At 53.3% G+C, this 23,391-nt stretch carries 19 protein-coding genes and 1 riboswitch; of the genes, 15 read left to right on the forward strand and 4 right to left on the reverse strand.

Annotated elements, in window-relative coordinates:
* Positions 1 to 235: 235 nt before the first annotated feature.
* The 9 genes from VPK24_RS17620 (at position 236) to VPK24_RS17660 (ending at position 11,888) form a co-directional block, all read left to right on the forward strand.
* Positions 236 to 1,042 (forward strand): ABC transporter permease, encoded by an 807-nt coding sequence (locus tag VPK24_RS17620; protein ID WP_393015360.1) that lies wholly within the window; start codon positions 236 to 238, stop codon positions 1,040 to 1,042.
* Between the two features lie 152 nt (positions 1,043 to 1,194).
* Entirely contained in the window at positions 1,195 to 2,631 is a 1,437-nt protein-coding gene (locus VPK24_RS17625; protein WP_393015362.1) for an ABC transporter ATP-binding protein, read from the forward strand.
* A 113-nt stretch (positions 2,632 to 2,744) separates the two neighbouring features.
* Positions 2,745 to 3,842, forward strand: a complete 1,098-nt coding sequence (locus VPK24_RS17630) for a sulfotransferase family protein (RefSeq protein WP_393015364.1) — start codon at positions 2,745 to 2,747, stop codon at positions 3,840 to 3,842.
* Positions 3,843 to 3,853: 11 nt separating this feature from the next.
* Positions 3,854 to 4,972 (forward strand): glycosyltransferase, encoded by a 1,119-nt coding sequence (locus tag VPK24_RS17635; protein ID WP_393015366.1) that lies wholly within the window; start codon positions 3,854 to 3,856, stop codon positions 4,970 to 4,972.
* Positions 4,973 to 5,110: 138 nt separating this feature from the next.
* Positions 5,111 to 5,899, forward strand: a complete 789-nt coding sequence (locus tag VPK24_RS17640) for a sulfotransferase domain-containing protein (protein WP_393015368.1) — start codon at positions 5,111 to 5,113, stop codon at positions 5,897 to 5,899.
* Positions 5,900 to 6,044: 145 nt separating this feature from the next.
* The gene (locus VPK24_RS17645) at positions 6,045 to 7,403 is read left to right on the forward strand and encodes a four-carbon acid sugar kinase family protein (RefSeq protein ID WP_393015370.1); all 1,359 of its coding nucleotides are present in this window, start codon (positions 6,045 to 6,047) and stop codon (positions 7,401 to 7,403) included.
* Positions 7,404 to 8,057: 654 nt separating this feature from the next.
* Complete coding sequence (locus VPK24_RS17650) at positions 8,058 to 9,284, forward strand: pentapeptide repeat-containing protein (protein WP_393015372.1); 1,227 nt, start codon at positions 8,058 to 8,060, stop codon at positions 9,282 to 9,284.
* Positions 9,285 to 9,602: 318 nt separating this feature from the next.
* A complete protein-coding gene (gatA, locus tag VPK24_RS17655) occupies positions 9,603 to 11,066 on the forward strand; it encodes an Asp-tRNA(Asn)/Glu-tRNA(Gln) amidotransferase subunit GatA (RefSeq protein ID WP_099535200.1) in 1,464 nt (487 codons plus the stop codon).
* Between the two features lie 33 nt (positions 11,067 to 11,099).
* Positions 11,100 to 11,888 (forward strand): sirohydrochlorin chelatase, encoded by a 789-nt coding sequence (locus tag VPK24_RS17660; RefSeq protein WP_393015374.1) that lies wholly within the window; start codon positions 11,100 to 11,102, stop codon positions 11,886 to 11,888.
* 213 nt (positions 11,889 to 12,101) lie between these two features.
* Here VPK24_RS17660 and tkt read toward each other — a convergent pair whose 3' ends face one another.
* Positions 12,102 to 14,111 carry a transketolase gene (gene tkt / locus VPK24_RS17665; protein WP_393015376.1) on the reverse strand — a complete coding sequence of 670 codons (2,010 nt, stop codon included), beginning with the start codon at positions 14,109 to 14,111 and terminating at the stop codon, positions 12,102 to 12,104.
* Between the two features lie 683 nt (positions 14,112 to 14,794).
* Positions 14,795 to 14,979, forward strand: a riboswitch (guanidine-I (ykkC/yxkD leader).
* 151 nt (positions 14,980 to 15,130) lie between these two features.
* Here tkt and VPK24_RS17670 point away from each other — a divergent pair.
* The 6 genes from VPK24_RS17670 to VPK24_RS17695 all read left to right on the forward strand — a co-directional run bounded on the left by VPK24_RS17670 (position 15,131) and on the right by VPK24_RS17695 (position 21,139).
* A complete protein-coding gene (locus VPK24_RS17670; RefSeq protein WP_393015378.1) occupies positions 15,131 to 16,309 on the forward strand; it encodes an agmatinase family protein in 1,179 nt (392 codons plus the stop codon).
* Between the two features lie 109 nt (positions 16,310 to 16,418).
* Positions 16,419 to 16,808 carry a hydrogenase maturation nickel metallochaperone HypA gene (gene hypA / locus VPK24_RS17675; protein WP_393015380.1) on the forward strand — a complete coding sequence of 130 codons (390 nt, stop codon included), beginning with the start codon at positions 16,419 to 16,421 and terminating at the stop codon, positions 16,806 to 16,808.
* Between the two features lie 286 nt (positions 16,809 to 17,094).
* Positions 17,095 to 17,832 carry a hydrogenase nickel incorporation protein HypB gene (gene hypB / locus VPK24_RS17680; RefSeq protein WP_393015381.1) on the forward strand — a complete coding sequence of 246 codons (738 nt, stop codon included), beginning with the start codon at positions 17,095 to 17,097 and terminating at the stop codon, positions 17,830 to 17,832.
* Positions 17,833 to 18,076: 244 nt separating this feature from the next.
* Positions 18,077 to 19,123: an ABC transporter substrate-binding protein gene (locus VPK24_RS17685; protein ID WP_393015427.1), complete on the forward strand. Its 1,047-nt coding sequence runs from the start codon at positions 18,077 to 18,079 to the stop codon at positions 19,121 to 19,123.
* A 214-nt stretch (positions 19,124 to 19,337) separates the two neighbouring features.
* Positions 19,338 to 20,195 carry an ABC transporter permease gene (locus VPK24_RS17690; RefSeq protein WP_190353990.1) on the forward strand — a complete coding sequence of 286 codons (858 nt, stop codon included), beginning with the start codon at positions 19,338 to 19,340 and terminating at the stop codon, positions 20,193 to 20,195.
* A gap of 149 nt (positions 20,196 to 20,344) precedes the next feature.
* Positions 20,345 to 21,139 carry an ABC transporter ATP-binding protein gene (locus VPK24_RS17695; RefSeq protein WP_393015383.1) on the forward strand — a complete coding sequence of 265 codons (795 nt, stop codon included), beginning with the start codon at positions 20,345 to 20,347 and terminating at the stop codon, positions 21,137 to 21,139.
* Positions 21,140 to 21,222: 83 nt separating this feature from the next.
* Here VPK24_RS17695 and VPK24_RS17700 read toward each other — a convergent pair whose 3' ends face one another.
* The 3 genes from VPK24_RS17700 to VPK24_RS17710 form a co-directional block, all read right to left on the reverse strand.
* On the reverse strand, positions 21,223 to 21,396 hold the full coding sequence (locus VPK24_RS17700; protein ID WP_158234544.1) for a hypothetical protein: 174 nt from the start codon (positions 21,394 to 21,396) through the stop codon (positions 21,223 to 21,225).
* 261 nt (positions 21,397 to 21,657) lie between these two features.
* Complete coding sequence (locus tag VPK24_RS17705) at positions 21,658 to 22,701, reverse strand: tRNA (5-methylaminomethyl-2-thiouridine)(34)-methyltransferase MnmD (RefSeq protein WP_393015385.1); 1,044 nt, start codon at positions 22,699 to 22,701, stop codon at positions 21,658 to 21,660.
* 38 nt (positions 22,702 to 22,739) lie between these two features.
* Entirely contained in the window at positions 22,740 to 23,102 is a 363-nt protein-coding gene (locus VPK24_RS17710; protein ID WP_099535178.1) for a response regulator transcription factor, read from the reverse strand.
* Positions 23,103 to 23,391: the final 289 nt, after the last annotated feature.

A 23,391-nucleotide genomic window follows, 5' to 3' on the forward strand; every position in this document is an offset into this window, starting at 1 on the left:
TACGGCGACGATAGTTGGGGGGTAGCCCCCTGCGAAAATAGCTCGATGCCAGGTTAATAATTGAAGAGAGGGAGTGAGGGGTTCTAGGTTGCGATCTAGAACCCCTTCCCCTTTGATTCTGGAATTTGGCCAATTTTGAGAGTTTCTTGATTCTCTTTAATAAGAAAATAAACTGAGCTAGTCTGTACCGTAGGCTTTAGCAGTCCCGGGCTGTGTTGTTCAGAGATTACTAATAATGTCATTACTCAGTGGCCAGCAAGTTAAGCAATTGGGGTTATTGCGTGCTCTAGTTGTTCGAGACTTGGAGGCTAAATATAAAGGATCAAGTTTGGGAAATTTGTGGACGATCGCCCACCAAATTTCCCAAATTTTTATTTATACCTATGTTTTTTCAATTGTTCTCAAAGTTAAGCTCAATCTCGTCGGAGTTGATTCGAATAGCTTTACGTTTGGTTTATGGCTCTATGCGGGGTTGTTACCCTGGACTGCGATTACGAATGCTCTTGTTCAAGCATCTACGGTTGTTTTAACCCAGCCTAATCTAGTCAAGAAGGTTGTTTTTCCTTTGGGGTTATTACCCCTTGTTCCTGTACTGTCTGCGTTTATGGAGAGCTTTGCAGGGTTCCTGCTTTTGGTAGTGATGTTAGGGGTAAGCCACCAGGAACTACAGTTAACTTTAATTTTGATGCCGTTGATTTGGATTCCACAACTATTGCTAACGATCGGGCTGAGTTATTTGGTTGCTGGCTTAACGGTTTTTATTCGAGATTTAGCACAGTCTTTGCTGGTTGTGCTGAGTATGCTGTTTTATTTGACCCCAATTGTTTATCCACTCTCGGCGGTACCGGCTGAATGGCGTGATTGGTTGCTGTGGCTGAATCCAGCAGCGGTAGTCGTTGAAATTTACCGAGAGCTGGCGATTGTGGGGCAGATCACGCATTGGGGAGAATGGCTGGCAACGGTTGGCTACTCGCTTGCAGCCTATGGTGTAGGGCGTTGGGTTTATCGTCGGTTGCGTCCAGGGTTTGCGGATGTGCTTTAGGAGATGCTGGATCCGACCGGGCGAATGCATCAATGCTGAGTAGTTTCTGCTAAGGTGTTTGGAACCTGTAAATTTGCGGGTTACCGGATCTGTGTCGTGGCACGAAGATCTGGTGATTATCCTTGGTTGGAGTCTGACTGTCCTTAGCCCTAATGAACGATATTGTTATTTCGCTTCAGAGTGTTTCCAAATCGTTTCAGCGGTATGCAAGGCCGGTCGATCGCTTGAAGGAGTTGCTGTTACCGAATCGTCAGCAAGCGGATGTGTTTTGGGCGGTTAAAGACCTCAACCTTGAGGTTCCCCGAGGACAAACCTTAGGCATTGTGGGCCGAAACGGTTCTGGGAAAAGTACAACCTTGCAGATGGTTGTGGGAACATTGCAGCCCTCCAGTGGTTCCGTGCAGGTTCAGGGGCGAATTTCTGCACTTTTGGAGTTAGGAAGTGGCTTTAATCCAGAGTTTACGGGGCGGCAAAATGTATTTTTTAATGCCCAGATGTTGGGTTTGTCACGCCGAGAGGTAGAGGCAAAATTTGATCAAATCGCTGCATTTGCGGATATTGGTGAATTTTTAGATGAGCCAGTCAAAACTTACTCGAGTGGGATGTTTGTACGGCTAGCATTTGCCGTTGCCATTCATTCAGATCCTGATATTTTGGTGGTTGACGAAGCTCTCTCTGTAGGCGATGAGGCTTTTCAGCGAAAGTGTTTTGCGAAGATTCATGCAGTGCGAGATGCAGGAGGAACGATTCTCTTTGTTTCTCATGGAGCATCGACCATTATTGAATTGTGTGATCGCGCTATCTTGCTGGATCGTGGTGAATTACTATTAGATGGTAATCCGAAATTAGTTGTTGATAAGTATCAAAAACTTAGCTACGCTCCACCCAATAAAGCTCAGGAGCTACGAGAAGAAATTCGGCGCTTAAACGGCTCAGAAGCTAATGTTTTTAGCCACAAAGAACTGACCATTATTGAAAGCATGGCAGCTTCAACAGATCTACTGCAACCGGTTGCGCCCCGGACTCCCCAGAAGCACCTGGGAACAGCCCGGCTTAAGGCCTATTTTGATGCTCAAATGCAGCCGCCACAAACGATCGCCTATATTTCTCGGGGCGCGAAGATTCAGGATCCAAAAATTACAACTTTAAATGGCGAGGTGGTGAACTATCTTGTTGGTCGGGATGAGTATCTGTACACTTACACCGTGAAATTTGAGCAAGATGTGACGCAAGTTCGCTTTGGAATGCTCATTAAAACCGTGAGCGGCTTGGAGTTAGGTGGCGCGTCGTTGGTGGGGCGTAACTTTGCGATCGAGCAGGTGAAAGCTGGCTCTGTTGCAAAGGTCAAGTTTCGATTTAAGTGTCTGTTAAACGCAGGTGCTTACTTTATGAATGCTGGAGTTTCTGGAACCATTGATGGGCATTTTGGCTATTTAGATCGCTGGATTGATGCGGCTATGTTTAAGGTACAGGTGGAAGATTTTTCCCATGCCAGTGGCATTATTGATTGGGTAGTTGATCCTGATGTGACGGTTTATGCGGGGCCTGCATCTGCCGTGACATTGCCGCTCAAGGCTTCAGAATCGTGAGGGTTTTGAAGATTTAATTGATTTTAAGGATTGGCATTTTTTCTGAATCATTTAACCTATGAGGCAATTTGCATCTTACTTGAAGCATTGTCATAGTTTTTTTGATTCATCTGTTGATTTATTTGTTAATGGTTATGGCGCATTCGGTATCTGAAAATTTACTGCCCAGTAACATGCCGCTGATTGTGGCAGGAATGCACCGATCGGGCACTTCTCTGATGACGGCGGTGGTGGGAGCGCTCGGTGTAGACTTGGGCGATCGCCTGTTAGATGGCGATATTCATAATGCCAAGGGCTATTTTGAGGATGTTGATTTTCTAGAATTTCAACGCCGAATTTTGCAGGAGCGATCGCCTGCAAATGATCTGGGATGGCCAGATTGGGGCTGGACGGAACGCGAGCAGCTCAATTTACAAAACCTGAATGCTTATCTGCCAGATGCTAAAGCTTTAATTGCCAGTCGATCGAGTCAAGGATTGTGGGGATGGAAAGACCCAAGAACAACGCTGCTCTTAAACTTTTGGGCTGATTTATTGCCCAATGCTCGCTATCTACTGGTGTATCGATTTCCTTGGGATGTGGCAGATTCGGTGTTGCGAGTTAACCATCCAACGTTTGTGGCAAACCCCGATTATGCGCTACGAAGTTGGTATGTTTATAATCGATCGCTCCTGCATTTTTATGAAAAACATCGAGACCAGAGTTTACTGATTAATGTCAACGCTTTTTTAGAACACCCAGAAACTGGGCTAAAGCTACTACAAACTAAGCTGAACTTAGCCATTCAATCGAACCATGCCGAACCTGAAGTTCTTTCTCAGATTTTTGACCCTAAACTATTTGCAACCTTAGGCTGGGATTACCCGTTGGTTCGATCGCTCTATACAATTGCGCCGCGATACTTTTCACTCTTGAAAGCGTTGGATCAATCAGCAGATCTATCCAGTTCTATGCCGGATTGGGTAACTGTTGCGCCCAGTATTGATGAAAAGCCACCGACTTATGACGGTGTACCGCCAGAACGTGCTGTGTTGGCTCTGCATGGTTGCTTGATTCAGAACAATTTTCGCCATCAACAGGAAATTCATCAGCTATCTCAGCAGTTTGCAGAAAAACTGGATCAAATGCAGACACGGCTCAAGACGGTTGAGCAATCTAAAGGTTGGCGAATACATCAAGCTTTGAAACGTCTGAAAGCCAAGTTTGTGTAGGGCAATTGATCATGAACTCAGGTATGCCTCAACAGGAATTCGTGATTCCTGCGGTTGTTGAAAAGCCAGTGCTGTTATCTGTGGTGATTCCCTGCTACAACCATGGCGAATTTCTGAATGAGGCGATCGCCAGTGTGGAAAGCTGTGGCGGGAGTCATTGGGAAATTATTGTTGTGAATGATGGCTCAACGGATCCACTGACTCTTGAGCAACTCTCAGTTCTCAAAGCTCAAGGCTATCAAGTTATTGACCAAGAAAATCAGGGGCTATCGGCGGCCAGAAACTGTGGAATTCGAGCAGCAAAAGGTTGTTATATTTTGCCCTTGGATGCGGATAATTGCGTCAAGCTTCCATACCTAACTCGGGCGATCGAACTGTTAGAACAACATCCAGACGTGGGTGTCGTTTATGGCAACTTAGAGCGATTTGGAGCCGAGTCTGGGTTGGTGCAAGTGCCTCGATTTTCAGTGGATTTGCTGCTGCGCGGTAATGCGATCGATGCCTGCGCGGTGTTTCGTCGCTCAATCTGGTCAGATATTGGTGGTTATGACTCCAAAATTCCCGACCAATTGGGCTATGAAGACTGGGATTTTTGGCTTAGTATTGCTGAACGGGGCTGGCAGTTTTTGCACTTGGAAGCGGTGGGATTTGCCTATCGTTGTCGCCCGGCTTCAATGGTCAGCGGTTGCAATATTCCCGAGCAACGATCTCGCCTGTTTCAATATATTTGCGCTAAACATGCCAAGCTTTACGCAACACATTTTCCAGCGGTATTTGCGGGCAAGGAGGCGGAAAGACTAGCGGCGATGATTGAGTGTGAGCAGCTGCAAAATGATTTGTTGGATGCTCAGGAGGCGTTAACCCTAGAACACGATCGACTGCAACAGTTGCGCGATCGCCAAGTCAGTCAACTGGCCGAGTTAGCTGAGTTGCGACAATCGCAATCGTTTCTGAAATCAGAACTCGATCGCCTGCTTGTACATTGCGCGGCTCAGTCAGAGCAAATTCAAGCGCAACAAATGCAACTTCAGCAGATGTCTGCTACCCTCGAATTGACCCAAGCAGCTGCACAAATGCACTGGTGGCTACGGCTCAAAAGACGGCTTAAGCGTGGGCTAATGCTTAACTAGTTTGGGATCGGTTATTGATTAATTAGTTCCTTGATGAATCAATTCATAAACTCAAAGCTGGCTATCAGGTTCAAATCAAGAAAATTCCTAACTTATCGATCATCTCAATCACAATTGCTGTCAAATTACTAGTTCAATATGAAGCCCAATTTTCTAATTATTGGTGTACAAAAGGGAGGAACCACTTCTCTGTATCAATACTTGCTGCAACATCCTCAAATTCAGTCGGCAGCAACTAAAGAAGTCCATTTCTTTGACTTGCAGTGGAACCAAGGAATTGATTGGTATCTGCAGCAGTTTCCTGCTAACTCAGAACCTCATGAAATGACTGGTGAAGCAAGTCCCTACTATATTTTTCATCCTCTGGTGGCTCAACGGGTCTGGGAATTTGATCCAAGCCTAAAAATTATTGTTCTATTACGAAATCCAGTCGATCGTGCCCTGTCCCATTACTACCATGAGGTGCGGTGGCAGTTTGAATCTTTGGACTTGGAAGCGGCTTTGAACGCGGAATCGGAACGCTTGGCCGGCGAAGCTGATCGTTTTCTATCTGATCCAGCCTATCAAAGCTATGCCTATCAGCATTACAGCTATGTAGCTCGGGGACGCTACGCCGAGCAGCTCGAACCTTGGCGATCGCGCTTCGGATCCGATCAACTGCTGATTCTGAACAGTGAAAAATTCTACCAGCATCCCCAAGCAACCCTGGCGCGAGTTGTGCAGTTTTTAGGATTGCCAGCCTATGAATTTTCAGAATTTACTAAATATAATGCCGGTGATTATCTCACTCCAGATTCCGCGATTTATGAGCGCCTTAAATTACGATTTCTTGAAGCCAACCAAGATCTCAAGAATTACCTAAAGCAGTATTTTCCAGAAACTTGGCAGACAGAATTTGCTAATCAATCTGATTGGTTGATTGAATAAGACCAACTAAAATCTAATTGCCAGTTCAAAAATTCAGAGTTCAAAAATTTAGGCTTTAGCATAATCTTGCTTCAAAGCGTGATTTTCAGGACTATTGCAGGCAAAATAGAAAGGTTGTCTTGCGATTTTCCCTGAGCGAACCGCAATGTCTAGCGCCTCTCCCTCTGACCAGACTAAAGCGCCCAAAATTATTGTTTTGGACGATGACCCAACAGGTTCCCAGACGGTTCATAGTTGTTTGCTGCTAATGCGCTGGGATGTGGAAACCCTTTGTTTGGGGTTGGAGGATGCATCGCCCATTGTGTTTGTGTTGACTAACACGCGGGCTTTGACGGCGGAGGCGGCCGACGCAGTGACGCGAGAGGTTTGTCGTAATTTGAAGCAGGCGATCGCCCAAGTGGGGCTGACGGATTGGCTGGTGGTGAGCCGATCGGACTCAACCCTGCGTGGCCACTATCCCGTGGAGACCGACGCGATCGCGGAAGAGTTGGGGCCCTTTGATGCCCATTTTCTCGTGCCGGCCTTTTTTGAAGGGGGTCGCATCACCCGCGACAATGTGCATTACCTGAAGGTGAACGGTGTGGATACCCCCGTCCACGAGACGGAATTTGCCCGCGATTCGGTGTTTGGTTATCGCCACAGCTACTTGCCGGATTACGTGGCGGAAAAGACGGCGGGGCGCATTCCCGCAGACCAGGTGGAGCGGTTTCAATTGGCAGATTTGCGCGGCGATCGACTGACCCTGGAGCAACGACTGCAAGCCCTGACCGGGAATCGGTGCTGCGTGGTGGATGGGGAAGTACAAGCAGATTTAAATCAATTTGCGGCGGCCCTGTTATCTCAGGCAAGCCAGGGAAAGCGATTCCTGTTCCGATCGGCCGCTAGCATCCTGACGGCCTTGGCGGCCCTGCCACCCCAGCCTGTGGCCGCTGAAGCGATGGCCCAGTATGTCCGAGACGGGCGATCGGGAGTGGCGATTGTGGGGTCCCATGTGCGCAAAACCACCGAACAGCTCCAGCAATTGCTAGCGGAGCCAGGGGTGGTGGGCATTGAAGTGCCCGTGGCAGAACTGCAAGGGCCCGATCGCGCTGCCATCGCCGCTAGCCTGTGTGATCGCGTATTGACAGAGGTGCAGCGGGTACGCGCCGATGGTAAAACACCTGTGATCTACACCAGCCGCCAGGAGTTGACCTTTGAGACGGTGGACATTCGCTTGGAATTTGGGCAAGCGGTCTCAGCCCTGCTGATGGCGATTGAGCGGGGGCTGCCGGAGGATATTGGTTACCTCATTAGCAAAGGGGGCATTACCTCCAACGACACCCTCAGCGACGGTTTAGCCCTGCGATCGGCCCGACTGCTAGGCCAAATCTTGCCCGGTGTTTCCGTCGTCAAAACCGCCGACCATCATCCCCAATTTCCGAACTTGCCCGTGGTTTTATTCCCAGGCAATGTGGGCGATGCCCAGGCGCTGGCATTGGTCTATCGCCGTCTCAGCCAAATTTAGTGCAATTTCTCGGACTGAGCGATTGCTGTTTAATGACTGTTCAGTGACTGTTCAGTTGCTGCTCGACCTTTGCGCGATCGATTGAGTTAGCCCAGATGTCCTAACCCACTTCTGGAGATTGAAGGGCCCGACCCACCAACAACGAATCGGAGAACTGAAGTACAACAGAAAAAGAATCAGGAGGTTCAAATTTGCCGCAAAACCCTTGCCATAGGGTCTTTCTAGGCGAGAGAGTGATAGCAAAAACAGGATTCTCAAGGTTAGCGGCAAATATCCACCAAGATCCGCCAAAATCAGTGAAGATCAGCTCTGGGCAGGGCGGCTTGGCGGGCATCCGTCCATCCCCCCGTTTGCGCTCGATCGAACCCAAGCGGTTTTTGCACAGGGCTTGGGAGCTACGAACAGTAGTGCCCCAGGCACTCGCCGCAAAAATCTCGCTGCAAAAATCTTGCTGCAAAAATCTCGCCGCAAGCATCGTGATTCAATGATTTCGACGATGATTTCGACGATCTCAACGTACCAGCTCTGGGCTGAGGTCTCCGAGGCAATTGGCGCGATCGCTGCAACGGTGCAATTCCTAGAAATTTCTTTGAAATCCCCCGATTCCATCCCTTTGCAATTGCCATCGACGATGATCCGACTGAGGAGGACACCTTGACTGACAATCCACGGCTTGCCCTGATTGAACGGATCGCCACCGCAAGGCGTGAGTGGCGCTGGGCTAATTCTGAGCTGGTGCATTTGGAAAAAGGGGTGAACGCTTGGAACCACTGGCGCTCTCGTCAGTCGGAGGCGAAACCCGACCTCAGTGGCATTGATCTGCGCGGTGTGGATCTCAAGGGGGTGAACCTGAGCCATGCCAAGTTAATTCGGGCGGATCTCTCAGGGGCAGATTTAACCGGGGCCAACCTGACTGGGGCGGACTTGGGCCAGGCAAATTTGACCCGGGCCAATTTGCAGGGAGCGATTTTGGTCGATACGGATTTGATTTGGGCCAAGTTGGTGGAAACCAATTTGCGCAAGGCTGATTTACGGCGATCGAAGCCGATCGAAGCGGAATTTATCGGGGCTGACCTCAGCGAAGCGAGCTTGGCCGATGCCAAACTCAGCCGTGCCAGTTTTATGGATGCGGTGCTTTGTCGGACGGATTTCAGCCGATCAAAGTTGCTGGAAGCCAACTTTAGCGATGCCATTTTGGCCCAGTGCAGTTTTGCCGATGCCATTTTGATTGGGGCGGATCTGTGGCGTGCCCAGTTAACCGGTGCGAATCTGACCAGTGCGACCTTGACGGGAGCCAAGCTGAATAAGGCTGACTTCACCCGGGCGAATCTGTCTTCGGCGGATTTGACGGAGGTGGAAGCAAGGGGAGCAAGGTTCATGGGAGCCGTGCTGACGGGGGCTTGCATCCAAGGCTGGGAAATTGATTCTGAAACGTCCCTCAGTGATGCGGTTTGCGATTATCTGTACCTGACGAGGGGCGATCGCCTGCCGGAAGGAACCCGATCATTCATGCCCGGCGAATTTGAGCAAACGGTTCGCAACGAGCTGATGGCGATCGAGTGGACTTTCCCCCAGGGAATTGACTGGTCGGCTTTTGTTAGTGCTTGCCAGTCCGTGAGTGCGGTGAATCCCGACTTACAGTTGGGCTTGCAGTCTTTTGAGCAGCGGGCCAGCGGAGAGCTGGTTGTGCGGCTGGATGCCACGGGGGCGCGCGATCGGGCGGCGGTGTTCCAGCAACTGCGCACGGCCTATCAGGCGGCCTTGCCTTCCCCCAAGCCCTCCACCAAGGGAGCGCCCCCGGAACAGGAGCCCAGTTGCCATAGCCTCTGGGCGATCGCTCAAACCCTATCGCGGGTGCAGCACCTGCCCATGGTTCCCTAGGGGCGATCGAGGCGATCGATCCGTCGCTGCCCACTCTCCCGGGCCTGAAATGGAGAAACCACCCTCAGAACCGCCTTTGGGGTCAGGGGGTTCATCAATGGTTTGGTATCCTAGAGACGGCCACCTGTGCAGTCGTCCCATTTTTCCATCAATTATTGTCAGAATATTGCTCAGCAGATCTTGTTAACGTCCTAGTCAGATCTGGTTTGTGGGCTAATGAATGACCCGAATTGATGCGATGGGAACTGTGCCGCTTGCCTAATCCATCCGAAAGCCTGAGAATTTTGCAGCCTTTCTACGCATCCTGAAGCATTCCCAATGGCATCCATCCGCGAGCTACACCAACAACTCGTTCGCAAAGAGCGCTCGGCCGTCGAGATCGCCCGCGAAGCGCTTGACCACATTGCCCAAACCGAGCCACGGGTGAAGAGTTTCTTGACCCTTACGGCTGATTTGGCCCTGGAGCAAGCCCAGCGTGTGGATGCCAAAATTGCAGCGGGCGAGTCGATCGGCCCCCTAGCTGGCATCCCGATCGCCATCAAAGACAACATGTGTACGCGCGGCATTCGCACCACCTGCGCGTCCAAAATGTTGGATAACTTTGTGCCGCCCTACGAATCCACCGTGACCCAAAAGCTCTTCGATGCGGGAGCGGTGATGGTCGGCAAGACCAACCTGGATGAGTTTGCCATGGGCAGCTCCACGGAAAACTCCGCTTTCCAAGTGACGGCGAACCCCTGGGACTTGGAGCGCGTGCCCGGTGGTTCCTCCGGTGGGTCGGCGGCGGCCGTCGCAGCAGGTCAATGCCTGGTCTCGATCGGTTCTGATACCGGTGGCTCCATCCGTCAGCCCGCTGCCTTCTGTGGCGTGGTTGGCCTGAAACCCACCTATGGTCTGGTGTCCCGCTATGGGCTGGTGGCCTTTGCCTCTTCGCTGGATCAAGTCGGGCCCTTTGGTCGATCGGTGGAAGATACGGCCCTGCTCCTGGGGACGATCGCGGGTTATGACCCCAAAGATTCCACCAGTTTGAATGTGCCGATTCCCAACTATGCCAAGAGCCTGCTTCCGGATTTCCGCCCCAAGAGCAAGCTAAAGGTAGGGGTGATTCAAGAAACCTTCGGTGCTGGCCTGGACGCGGAAGTGGAAAAGGCCGTTGAAGATGCCCTGAAGGTGCTTCAGGAGTTGGGCGCTGAAATTGAGGTGGTCTCCTGCCCCCGATTCCGCTATGGGCTGCCAACCTACTACATCATTGCGCCGTCGGAAGCTTCAGCGAACCTGGCGCGTTACGACGGGGTGAAGTATGGTTTCCGGGCCCCCGGCGAGAACCTGCTCGAGATGTATGAAAAAACCCGCGCCGCCGGATTTGGCTCCGAGGTCAAACGACGGATTGCGATCGGGACTTATGCCCTGTCAGCGGGTTACTACGATGCCTATTACCTGCGGGCCCAAAAGGTGCGCACCCTGATTAAGCAAGACTTTGAGCGAGCTTTTGCAAGGGTGGATGTGCTGATTTCGCCCACGGCCCCAACCACGGCCTTCAAGGCGGGTGAAAAGACTGATGATCCGGTGTCCATGTACCTGTCGGATTTGATGACAATTCCGGTGAACTTGGCCGGTTTGCCTGCCCTGAGCTTGCCCTGTGGCTTTGATCGCAATGGGATGCCGATCGGGATGCAAATCATTGGCGATGTGCTGCGGGAAGATTTGGTGCTGGAAGTGGCCCATGCTTATGAACAGGCAACTCACTGGCATGTGAAACGACCGGAGATCGCCCCCGACTAATTACGCTTCGTTTAGCGGTTTTCGACAGACTCCATGGGCTATCCCCGATCGATTAACGATCCTTCGCGACCGGTTTTGCGTGCTGTGGTGTTAGTAGCCCATGGCAGTCGCGATCATCGTCCCCGTCAAGCGGTGGAGTTGTTGGCGAGTCGGCTTTCGGCAATGCTAGCGGCGGCCAACGTGCGATCGATTGTGGCTGTGGCCCAGTTGGAGGGGGCTAGCACGCCGCTGCATCAACAGTTAGTGGGGTTTGCCCAACGCGCGCGATCGGCCGGGGCGGTGCGGGTGGAAATCATCCCCCTCTTTTTGTCGATGGGAGTCCATGCCACGGTGGATGTCCCTGAGGAAGTGGCTTTGGCAACCCAGAGCATGGGGCCCCAATGGGGCGATCGATGGCAGCTCTATCCTCCCCTGGGCGTATGGCCTGGCTTAGATCGGGTCATGACGGAGGAGTGGCGCAAGGTTGCGGTGGAGTTGCCGCGCCGGGCTTGGGTGCTGGTGGCCCATGGCAGCCGGAACCCGCTGGGCAATCAATTGGTGGAACAGTTGGCGGAGCAACTGGGCCTCACGTTGGCTTACTGGGCGATCGCTCCAACGCTGCTCGATCGGCTCACGGAGTTTGCCGCTGCTGGCCACCGGGCGATCGGCATCTTTCCCTATTTCCTGTTTGCCGGTAGCCTCACCGATGCCTTATTTGAACAGGTATATAGCTGGCAGCGCGATCACACCGATGTGGATGTGCAATGGCTGGAGCCGATCGGCCCGGCGGCCTCCTTGGTTCGACTCATGGCCAGTCAGTTGCTCGACGACCTCAACGACTGAACGCTTTCCTTGGGAAACAATTCCTTGAGGAACAAAGTCCAAGCGACCAAAAACAAGACCAAAACGCGAAAAACAAAATCGGGCTAGCCACAAGGACTAACCCGATTGTTTGTTCAAAAAATAAATTGTCGAACGAGATTCAGTGGTCTGCCGGGTCACAAGGGGCCGTGACCCCTTGCAACCGAACATCCAAGCTGAGCGTTGGTGTGGGAATTAGCCGAGCAGGGCTTTAGCCTTATCCAACACGTTCTCGACGGTGAAGCCAAACTTCTCCATCAACACGCCACCGGGAGCCGAAGCGCCAAAGGTGTCTGTCCCGATCGAAGCGCCTTCTGAACCCACGTAGCGGGCCCAACCAAAGGTCGTGCCAGCTTCCACCGACAACCGCTTAGTGACAGCAGCGGGCAGCACCGATTCCTTGTATTCGGCGCTTTGCTCGTCGAACAGCTCCATGCAGGGCATCGACACCACGCGCACCTTGTGGCCGGCAGCGGTCAGTTGCTCGGCAGCGGCGATGCAGAGGCTAACTTCCGAACCGGTGCCGATCAGGATCAGTTCGGGGGTGCCATCGCAATCGGCGATCACGTAAGCACCTTGGGCCACCTTGTCAGCGCTGGAGCCGGCCAAGTTGGGCAGGTTTTGGCGCGTCAGGGCCAGGGCGCTGGGGCGCTTGCGGTTAACCACGGCCACCTTGTAAGCACCGGAGGTTTCCGTGCCGTCGGCGGGGCGCAGGGTCAGCAGGTTGGGGATGATCCGCAACGAGGCGATCGTTTCCACGGGTTGGTGGGTCGGGCCATCTTCACCCAGGGCGATCGAGTCGTGGGTCAACACGTAGATCACACCGGCTTCCGCCAAGGCGGACAGACGCATCGCGCCGCGCATGTAGTCTGCGAACACCAGGAAGGTGGCGCAGTAGGGAATCAAGCCCGAGTTGTGCAGGGCGATGCCGTTGCAGATGGCGGCCATGCCGTGCTCGCGCACCCCAAAGCGGACGTTACGGTTTTCGTAAGCACCCTTTTGGAAGTCGCCGGAGCATTTCAGTTCGGTCAGGTTGGAGTGGGTCAAGTCCGCCGAACCGCCGATCAGTTCGGGCAGTTTGGGGGCGATCGCATTCAGGCAGATTTCCGAATGCTTCCGGGTTGCCACCGCCTTGTCAGCGGGGGTGTAGGTGGGCAGATCCGCATCCCAACCTTGGGGCAGTTCACCGCGCAGCAACCGCTCAAATTCAGCGGCATCGGCGGCGTACTGGGTCTTGTATTGGGCGAAGATGCTGTTCCACTCGGCTTCCAGGCTGGCACCGGTTTCAATGGCCTTCTTCGTCCAACCCTCGGTCACTTCGGCGGGCACTTCAAACTCGCCGTAGCTCCAGCCCAGGCTTTCGCGAGTCAGCTTCACTTCATCGGGGCCCAGCGCCGCACCGTGTACGCCAGCGGTGTTGGCCTTGTTAGGCGAACCGTAGCCGATCGTGGTGGTGACCTTGATCAGGGTCGGCTTGTCGGTGACGGACTTGGCTTCCTCGATCGCCTTCGCGATCGCCTCTAGGTCGGTGTTGCCGTTGGTCACGTGGATCGTGTGCCAGCCATAGGCTTCAAAGCGCTTGCTGACATCTTCGGTAAAGGAAATATCCGTATTACCGTCGATCGAGATGTGGTTGTCATCGTAGAGCGCGATCAGCTTGCCCAAGCCCCAGTGGCCAGCCAAGGAGCAAGCTTCACCGGACACGCCTTCCATGTTGCAGCCATCGCCCAGGATCACGTAGGTGTAGTGATCGACGATCTTGGCATCGGGCTTGTTGAATTTGGCAGCCAAGTGGGCTTCCGCAGCAGCCAAGCCCACAGCGTTACAAATCCCTTGACCCAGGGGGCCGGTGGTCACTTCCACGCCGGGAGTTTCGAAGTTCTCGGGGTGGCCGGGCGTGCGCGATCCCCACTGACGGAAATTTTTGATGTCTTCAATGGTCACGCTGTCATAGCCCGTCAGATGTAGCAGCGCATACTGCAACATACAGCCGTGGCCAGCCGACAATACGAAGCGATCACGGTTAAACCAGTTCGGATTCTTGGGATTGAAACGGAGGAACTGATTCCACAGCACATAGGCCATGGGAGCCGCGCCCATCGGCAGACCGGGGTGACCCGAGTTCGCCTTCTGAACGGCATCGATCGCCAAAAAGCGAATGGCATTAATAGACAGTTCGTCGAGGGATTGGGTAGCGACAGCCATACTTGCTCGAACTCGTTCGACTGGAGAAGGTGAGTGGGGGACAGCGATCGGCGCGCGCCGCGATCTCAAGAAACAGCTAAATCCCGGGGTGTAGAGCGCGCGTCGCAGTAGGCAGACAGACTACGACCGCCCGAGTTAGCCCTTACACTATCTCACCAGAGGGGAATGGGAGCAAGCAGACCGTGGAATTGCTGCATGGAGAAGTCTTTGGGAGCCTGAATGGGGCCCCGGAGTGATTAGAAAAGGTGTGATGACGGGGCGATCGGGACGAAAATTGACCCAGACAGCAGGCGATCGACCGCTCAATTAACCTGCTAATTTTCTAAACCCGCTAATTTTCATTAATTTTCATCGGTTAACCGGCGCTTATAACCGGCGCTTAAGCTGCGCCGTGCCTAAGTCGCCTTGGAAAAGTACTCAAATTTGTTGTCGATCGCTTCAACGGCTGAGGCTACGAGTTGGCGGATCGGGATGAAAGCTGATGAATTTGAAGTCTGAGGGCATGGTGGCTAGTCATGATTTTTCATGCAGCGAGATGATTCTTAATTGATTTGTAATCTTTATTGTCATTCCAGGTACTGTCATTTTGGGTTGTGATTTAGGCTGTCATGGGGCATCCCGTAGTAAGGGATACAACTTTTAGATTGGCTTTTGATTAGGGTAGGGTTGAGGGTAAGCTAAACATATATGGCTTCTAGGGTTCCGGCAGCTTCTAAGTAATTCCAAAAGAATTCCAAAGTGCTGTGACTGGTCCGAGAGAAGCAAGCTGATGGCTCAGTTGCATGACCAGTGGATTTATCCCCAATTCTTTGGTCTTGAAAACCAGCCTTGAGCATCAGCTACACGGCGGGATAAAAGCCCGGGAGGTCAAAGGCACATCGCGTGGATTGCCTGGAACCCCCGGGCTTTGTAGTCCGGATTTTCGGGAAGTTCGCGCAGGTGACCTCAGCCGAATGGAGTGATCGATTCGGCCCCATTTCCGTAGTCATTTGCAAACCCAACCCCCCCCATCGCGATCGATGAGTATTTTTGAACGTCCCAATTATCAGGGTGGTGAATCCGAAGCAAAACGTGCCTTGGATTTAGAAGCTCGGCTGCCCATGACCGGCTGGCAACAGGAAGTAGATCAGGCCCTGCGGTTTGGTTTGGAAGCCGCCGACAGCATCAAGGATCGGACAATTTCTACCTTTTCCCGAGGAGAATTGCCGCACTATGCTGGAATTAATACCTTCATGAAAGCGCCCTACCTGGAAGATGTGAACCAGGTGGGAAATTATGACGTAGCCATTGTGGGTGTGCCCCATGATTCCGGCACAACCTACCGTCCTGGAACACGGTTTGGCCCCCAAGGAATTCGGCGCATTTCGGCTCTTTACACGCCCTATAACTTTGAGCTGGGCATTGATTTACGGGAACAAATTACCCTCTGCGATGTGGGGGATATTTTTACAATTCCCGCCAACAACGAGAAGTCTTTTGATCAGATTTCTAAGGGAATTGCCCACATTTTTGCATCGGGCGCGTTCCCGATTATTTTGGGCGGTGACCACTCGATCGGCTATCCCACAGTGCGGGGAGTTTGTCGCCATTTGGGGGACAAAAAAGTGGGCATTATCCACTTCGATCGCCATGTGGATACCCAAGAAACCGACCTTGATGAGCGGATGCACACCTGCCCTTGGTTCCACGCCACCAACATTAAGAACGCGCCTGCTAAGAACCTGGTGCAGTTGGGCATTGGCGGTTGGCAAGTGCCGCGCCAAGGTGTGAAGGTTTGTCGAGAACGGGCCACCAACATTCTGACCGTGACGGATATCACGGAAATTGGGCTAGACGCGGCGGTGGATTTTGCCTTGGAACGCGCCTTAGACGGCACCGACTGCGTTTATATCAGCTTCGATATTGATTGCATTGATGCGGGGTTTGTGCCGGGAACGGGCTGGCCGGAGCCGGGCGGTTTGCTGCCTCGGGAGGCGTTGTATCTGCTGTCACGGATTATTCGCCAAGCGCCGATCTGTGGCTTGGAGGTGGTGGAGGTGTCGCCGCCCTACGACATCAGCGACATGACTTCCCTGATGGCAACGCGGGTGATTTGCGATGCGATGGCGAATTTGGTGCTGTCGGGACAGTTACCGCGCCGGGAAAAGCCGTCCTATATCCATGAGGAAGCGCAGATTTTTGAGGATGGCTGGTCTTAGTTGCCCGGACGTTTTTGGGGACTGGTCATGAAACCCAGACCCCTAACCCAGTACTCGATATCTCAACCCAGTACCAGACCTCTAACCCAGTTAAGGAATAGGTGCGCCCATGCATGAAGTCGATATGACCCGATCGCTCGTGTTGACGTTGCGGGATTGGTGGGAGTCCCAGCCCGATCGCCCGCAAATTTCGCGGGTACATCTGCGGGTGGGAGATTTCACCTGCGTGGAACCGGCGGGGCTGGTGTTTGCCTTCGATGCCTATCGAGAAGGGACATTTCTGGCGGCGGCGGAGTTGGTGGTTGAGTCGGTGCCACTGGTGGCCTTCTGCCACGCTTGCCAAGCGGAATATCGGCCGGAGGTGGGTTTGCACTATGCCTGTCCCACCTGCGGCGCACCGATGGAGGACATTCGATCGGGTCGGGAGCTGAAAATTTCCCACATTGAATATCAGAACGTTCATCGAGAAACCCAAACCGATCGCTGGGCTGCGGCCTAGTGACGCTGCTGAGGGGAGCGCTGCGGTGGCGGTGGCGGATCCCCTCCGGAGGGACGGCATTGAAACGGCTGATCCCAATGTGGTTTAACGCAAATCCACCCTGAGCGGCCGTTTCTGGCGATCTCGAATGCTAGCTGTTGCTCGGTCTGGCTATTTCTGAGCGATCGGGCTTTTGATCCTGATTGTTGGTTCTCCTTTCCATTGCCTGATTTCTTGCCTGATTTCTTGCCATTTTTCTGTTGTTTTGCTGTCGTTTTGCTGTTGCTTGCCCTAGGAGTTGATCGCCATGCACCAAACCTTTGACGCGGCCTTGGAAATGAATCTGCTGCACGCAAACCAGGCGGGGGCAGACCACAACCGCGAGCATTTTGATGAGTGGGGAATCACTTGCCTGAACGTGATGAGTAGCCCCGGAGCAGGGAAAACCTCCCTGTTGGAGGCGACCCTGAGCGCGTTGCAATCGGAATTGGCGATTGCGGTCATTGAAGGGGACATGACCACGGAACTGGATGCCGATCGACTGCGGCGGTGTGGCGTGCCGGTGGTGGCGATCAATACGGGGCGATCGTGTCATCTGGATGCGCGGATGGTCTCCGGGGGCATCCATCAGCTCAAGGCGTTGGTGGATCCCCAAACGATCGATTTGGTCGTGGTGGAAAACGTTGGAAACTTGGTTTGCCCCGCTGAATTTGAGGTGGGTGAACATGCCAAGGTGGCGCTTCTGAGTGTCACTGAAGGGGAAGACAAGCCCCTGAAATATCCGGTGATGTTTCGGGAGGCCGATTGCTTGCTGATCACCAAAACGGATTTGGCCCCCTATTTGGAGGTGGATCTCGATCGCATCATGGCCAACGTGCGGCAAATCAACCCAGAGGTGGCAATTTTCCCGGTTAGCGCCAAAACCGGCGAAGGGTTAGCCGATTGGTTGAATTGGGTGCGCCAGGCCACAGGGCGATCGATCCAGCCGGCCACGACTCAACCGGGCGATCGGGGCGATCGGGTCGCCACCCTGGCCACCGTCTAAAACCTTGCAGGGCAGTTCTTCGGAATTGCCCTGTGTTTTTTGGAGGGGGGGATTGAGTCAACCCTATTTACTCAATTCCTGGCTCTGGATCCAGTGGTTTTGAGTTCCCTCGTTTTAAGTCCCCTAGTTTTGAACTTCTAATCTTCCTGTCCATTCACGAAAACCGTCCATTCACGAAAACTGTCCCGAAAGCCCCTAAAAGCCTATGAATGCCCTCAAGCTGAATGCCCTCAAGCTGAATGCCCTGGAACGTCGTCGATTGCTCAGTTGGTTGGGCTGTTTTTTGGCTGCTCTGTTTCTTTCCATTAGCTGTGCGCCCGCGCCTGACTCCGGTGGCAGTCCCAACGCCACCCCCGGTAGCACCACCGCCCCGATCGTCCGGATGGGCTTTAGCGTTTGGCCCGGTTGGGTTCCTTGGCAGGTGACCCAAGAAGCCAAAATCTTTGCCCAAAACCAACTCAATGTGGATTTGAAATGGTTTGACGGCTATTTAGATTCAATTAACGCCCTAAATGCGGGGCAATTGGATGCCAATGCCCAAACCCTCAACGACACGATTAGTTCTTTGGCCGCTGGGGCCGATCAGGTGATTGTTTTAACCAATGACAACTCCACGGGCAATGACAAAATTATTGTCAGCGCCGAGATTAAAACAATTGCTGATTTGAAAGGAAAACGAGTTGCCGTTGAAGAAGGAACCGTTGACCATTTCCTATTGCTTTTGGGCCTGAAAAAAGCTGGCTTGGCTCCGGAAGATGTTCAAATTCAGCCGTTGGAAACTGGCGCGGCGGCGGCGGCTTTTGTGGCCGGCCAGGTGGATGCGGTAGGCGTTTTTGCACCCTTCACCACGAAAGCTTTGGAGCGTCCCGGCAGCCGTGAACTTTTTAGTTCCCGAGACTTTCCGGGAGCCATTTCCGATCACCTGGCAGTCAGTCGCAAGCTGGTAGATGAGCAGCCGGCGGCCGTGCAAGCTTTGGTTGAGAGCTGGTTTGCCACGCTGGATTACATTAAGCAAAATCCCGAAAAATCCTACAGCATCATGGCCCAACGAGCGGGGGTTTCCGTTGAGGAATATCGAGAATACGAAGCAGGAACCAAGATCTTTACCCTGGAGGACAATTTGAAGGCCTTTCAGCCGGGAAATGATCGCTCTTCGTTGGTGTTTGCTGCCCAAGAAATTTCGGACTTTTTAACCAGTTCTGGATTGGCAAAATCGAAGCCGAATCTGAACAAACTCTTTGACGATCGCTTCGTGAAGGCCTACGCCGCCAAACGCCAACCGGCAACCTAGTAACATGACAGGCTTAATACATTGAGTCGAAGTTGCGGAGCCAGTCGTGGCAACAAGGGGCTTGAGCATCTTGCTGCTTAACGATCAGGTGACGGTAACAGCCATGTCATTTAACCCAGCGCATTAAAGCAGCCATGCTACTAGGGCGAGCCTGTCATCTGCTGCCCGATCGCCCCTTTCATGGCCCTGCAAACTCACCCTCTTTCCTCAGACCATGACTTCCCATGTGCCCATTCCCCACAATCCGCCCCTAGTGCGCGATCCGGGGCCCGCTCGGATGCTGCGCCCCAGCACCTTTTGGACGATCGCCGATCCGATTCCGTCTCGGCTCAGTTGGTTGTTGATGGGGTTGTCGATCGGGGTGCCCTTGGTGCTGTGGTGGCTGCTGGCCAGCACGGGCTGGGTGCGGCCCCTGTTTTTGCCCTCTCCGGCCCAAGTGGTGGGGGCGATCGGGCAGCTTTGGAACAGCGGTGCATTGCCCAAGGATATTCAATTTAGTTTGATGCGGATTTTGGGTGGGTTTGCCCTGGCCACGGTGATTGCAATTCCCTTGGGCACTTTGATGGGCACATTCGCCAGCATTCGATCGCTCCTTGAGCCGATCGTGGGCATTGTTCGTTACATGCCTGCCACCGCCTTCATTCCGTTGCTGATTTTGTATTTCGGTCTCGGAGAAGTGCCCAAAATTCTCTTGGTTTTTATTGGCACACTCTTTTTCAATACCTTGATGGTGATGGACTCGGTGAAGTTTGTCCCCAAGGAAATGATTGAAGCTACCTATACCTTGGGCGGCAACCGATTACAGGTGCTCTTTCAAGTCATTTTTCCTTACATCACCCCCGGAATCATCGACACTTGTCGGGTGAATATGGCGGCGGCTTGGAACCTGGTGATTGTGTCGGAATTGGTGGCGGCTACCGAGGGCTTGGGGCGGCGAATTAGCGTGGCTCAGCGTTTTCTGAAAACCGATGAGATTTTTGCGGGCTTGATTGTAATTGGCTTAATCGGCTTGGCGATCGATATTTTATTTCGGATGTTTTTGCGCTTTTCCTGTCGATGGGCGGTGAAATAATTCCAAAAATAAAAAACCAGTAATTACGCGATCAAATTGATTAGAACTGAGCGCGGAATCAATGGGCACAGTAATCGCTCGATCGAACTGATTGGAACTGGGCGTGGAATTCATGAGCACGGGATTCATAAGCACGGAATCAATGAGCAATGCATCTAGAAGTCAAGCATTTGTATAAGCAATTTGTCACCCATCGCGGCCCGGTGGTCGCCCTCAAAGATATTAATTTGCACGTGGAAACGGGTGAATTTGTCTGTGCGGTGGGTGCGTCCGGATCGGGAAAATCCACCATGCTGCGAATTGTGGCGGGGCTGGAGCAGCCTACGGCGGGGGATGTGTTGGTGGATGGGCAGCCGGTGACCGGGCCGGGAGCCGATCGGGGCATGGTGTTCCAAAGCTACACGCTCTACCCCTGGATGACCGTTGAGGAAAATATTGGCTTTGGGCTGAAGTTGCAGGGGGCCCCGATCGCCGATCGCTACGAACAGTCCCGATATTACATGGATGTGGTGGGATTGTTGCCCTTTGCCAAGGCCCTGCCCAAGGAGTTGTCCGGCGGGATGAAACAGCGGGTGGCGATCGCCCGGGCCCTGGCTTCCCAGCCAAAAATTCTGCTGATGGATGAACCCTTTGGGGCGCTGGATGTGCAAACCCGCGAGTCGATGCAGGGTTTTCTGCTGGAACTGTGGCGCAATACGGGCACTACTATTTTGACCATCACCCACGACGTGGAAGAGGCGGTGTTTCTGTCGCAGCGGGTCTATGTGATGAGTGCGCGGCCGGGCACGATTCGCCGAGAGTTATCGATCGAGCTACCGACGGAACGGGATGAGGCCCTGCGGCGATCGAGCGCTTTTCAGGACTATCGATACCAAATTTTGGATCTGTTGCGACAGACGGAATCCGCCGCCCCAGAACTGACGGCCCCACCTCAGTTGGCCTAGGTTCTAGGCGATGGGGTGCGCTATGGGCTAATTAATCCCCAAATTTGGGCAAATTTGGGCAGATTTGGGCCGACACACCCTGTTCAAGACTCATCCACAATCCGAAAGCCCAGGATGCCCATGCCTAAAACCCCGACAAAGTAAACCATGACCGCCAGCACCGGACTCAGCTCCCACAGGAAATGCGTCAAGGCATAAAGCAGCGGAGTGAGCAGCAGCAGCGCCAAGAAAATTTCAGGAAGCTTCAAATAATCCATAGACCAGATCGTTACCTATCGTCGCCACGTCGTTCAACCAGCCTAATGCAACTCTGTGGCGGATCAGGATTTCCTCACGGGTGTTGTTCGATTGTGCCAGTGGCTCCCTGGGGCTTGAGCAGGCTGGCGGTGAACTGATGGGTTAAATAACTGATGGGTTAAATGATTTTGGCTATTTGGTGCAATGCCTGGCGCGATGAATGCCTGGCGCGATGAATGCTTGGTGTGATTAATGCCTGGCGCGATGAATGCTTGGTGTGATTAATGCTTAGCGCGACAATCGCCAAACCAGCGACGCTTCCAGCGAGATGTGGGTTCAAGGGGCGATCGCGCCTGTTCTTGGTTTTTGCGATCGAGGATCGTTGCCGCATCGTCGGTCAAGTGGGGATCGCGGTAGGGCACGGCGGCCTTGGTTTGCAAATGTTCTTGTTCTTGGGCTGAAAGGGGCGGTAAATCTAAGGGCACAAAGGCCGCCACAGTTCCGGGCCAGCGCCGGCCAAAGGGAACCGTAGCCCCCAATTGCAACCCCGCCGCCAACAGGGCCGATCGCACCGCCGCCGCGCAGGAATAGGTGGCCAAGCGGCCGTCGGGAGCCAAGCAGCGGCTCACCATTCCCAAAAATTCCACCGTCCACAGTTGCGGACAGCGGGGCGGTGAGAAGGGATCCAAAAACACCGCATCTGCCCGAAAGCCCCGATCGAGGACGGGCCGTAAGGTTTGCCGCGCATCCCCCCACAGCAGTTGCCCGCGAAATTGGGGCGCTGGCGATGGGCCGGTGATTAATCCCGGGGTGATTAATTCCGGGGTGCTGAATTTTGGAGTGACAGAGGCCGGAGCCGGCCAAGCTGCTTGCCCCTGTTCTGCCAGATCGGTCAGCAATTGGGCGATCGCCCCGAGGATGGGTTCCGCCAACCCCAACGCTGCCCCAGCCGATCGCGCCGTGGCCAACAGATAAGGCAAAGCTGCCCTTGTGGCCACTGGATCCAGTTCCAAGCCCACCCACTCCACCGCACAGGCCGGATTGAGGGCCCAGAGGGCGGTGAGGGCGGCCGCCGTGTTGTAGCCCAAGCCATAGCAGACATCCAGAATCCGAATCACCGGTTGACTAGTTGCCCGTTGGGGTAAATGGGTGGGCTCCACAAACTTACTCAGCGCCTCTTGCCAGGCCCCTTGGCGGCTGTGGAAGGCTTCGCCAAATCGCTCTGAGCGAAAGGTCATAGACCCGTCCGCTGTGGGTTCGATCGACAAATTGCCATTTTCAGCCGAAACCCAATCGATCGCCCCTTCAACCACCCTGGAATTCATTCTGCTCGATTACCGATTTCGCAAGTCAACGCAATCCGCTAGGGCACAAAGCGCCGCACCGTTTGCATCAGCTCATCTGGATCGACTGGCTTTCGTAAATAGGCATTGGCTCCCAACATCGTGCCCCAGGTTTTGTCTACATCCGTTCCCTTCGTGGAACAAATCACAACGGGAATGCTTTTTGTGGCTTCGCTTTGCTTCAGTTGCCGACAAATTTCAAAGCCACTTTGACCGGGCAAAATCACATCGAGAACAATCAAGGCGGGCTTTTGGGTGTCCAAAACCTTCTGGGCTTCTTCCCCGCTGCCCACGGCTACCACCGTCAAACCAGCGTCTTGCAGATATCGAATCATCACGCCGCGATCGGTCGGGCTATCTTCAACAACCAAAATCGTTTGCATAGGGAGAAGGCTGAGAGGAGGAGTTTGAAAGGATGATGCTTCGTTAACTTGGAGTCAACCCTGAGCGTCAACTCCGAGTCAATTCGTCGTCAACTTGGGGCTGACTTGGGGCTAACGCTGGACTAATTCGGAGTCAATTTTCGATCAATGCTGAGTCGAAAAACAGAGCCAATCCAACAGAGCAAACAGCGGTGAACAGAATAGATAGACTAAGCAGAAAAGAATCAGCCAAGCAGCAAATTTGAATTGCTAACGCTTGAATGGCGATCGACCCAATGATGATCGACCC

Source organism: Limnothrix redekei LRLZ20PSL1 (assembly GCF_043235035.1).
Classification (GTDB): Bacteria; Cyanobacteriota; Cyanobacteriia; order CACIAM-69d; family CACIAM-69d; genus CACIAM-69d.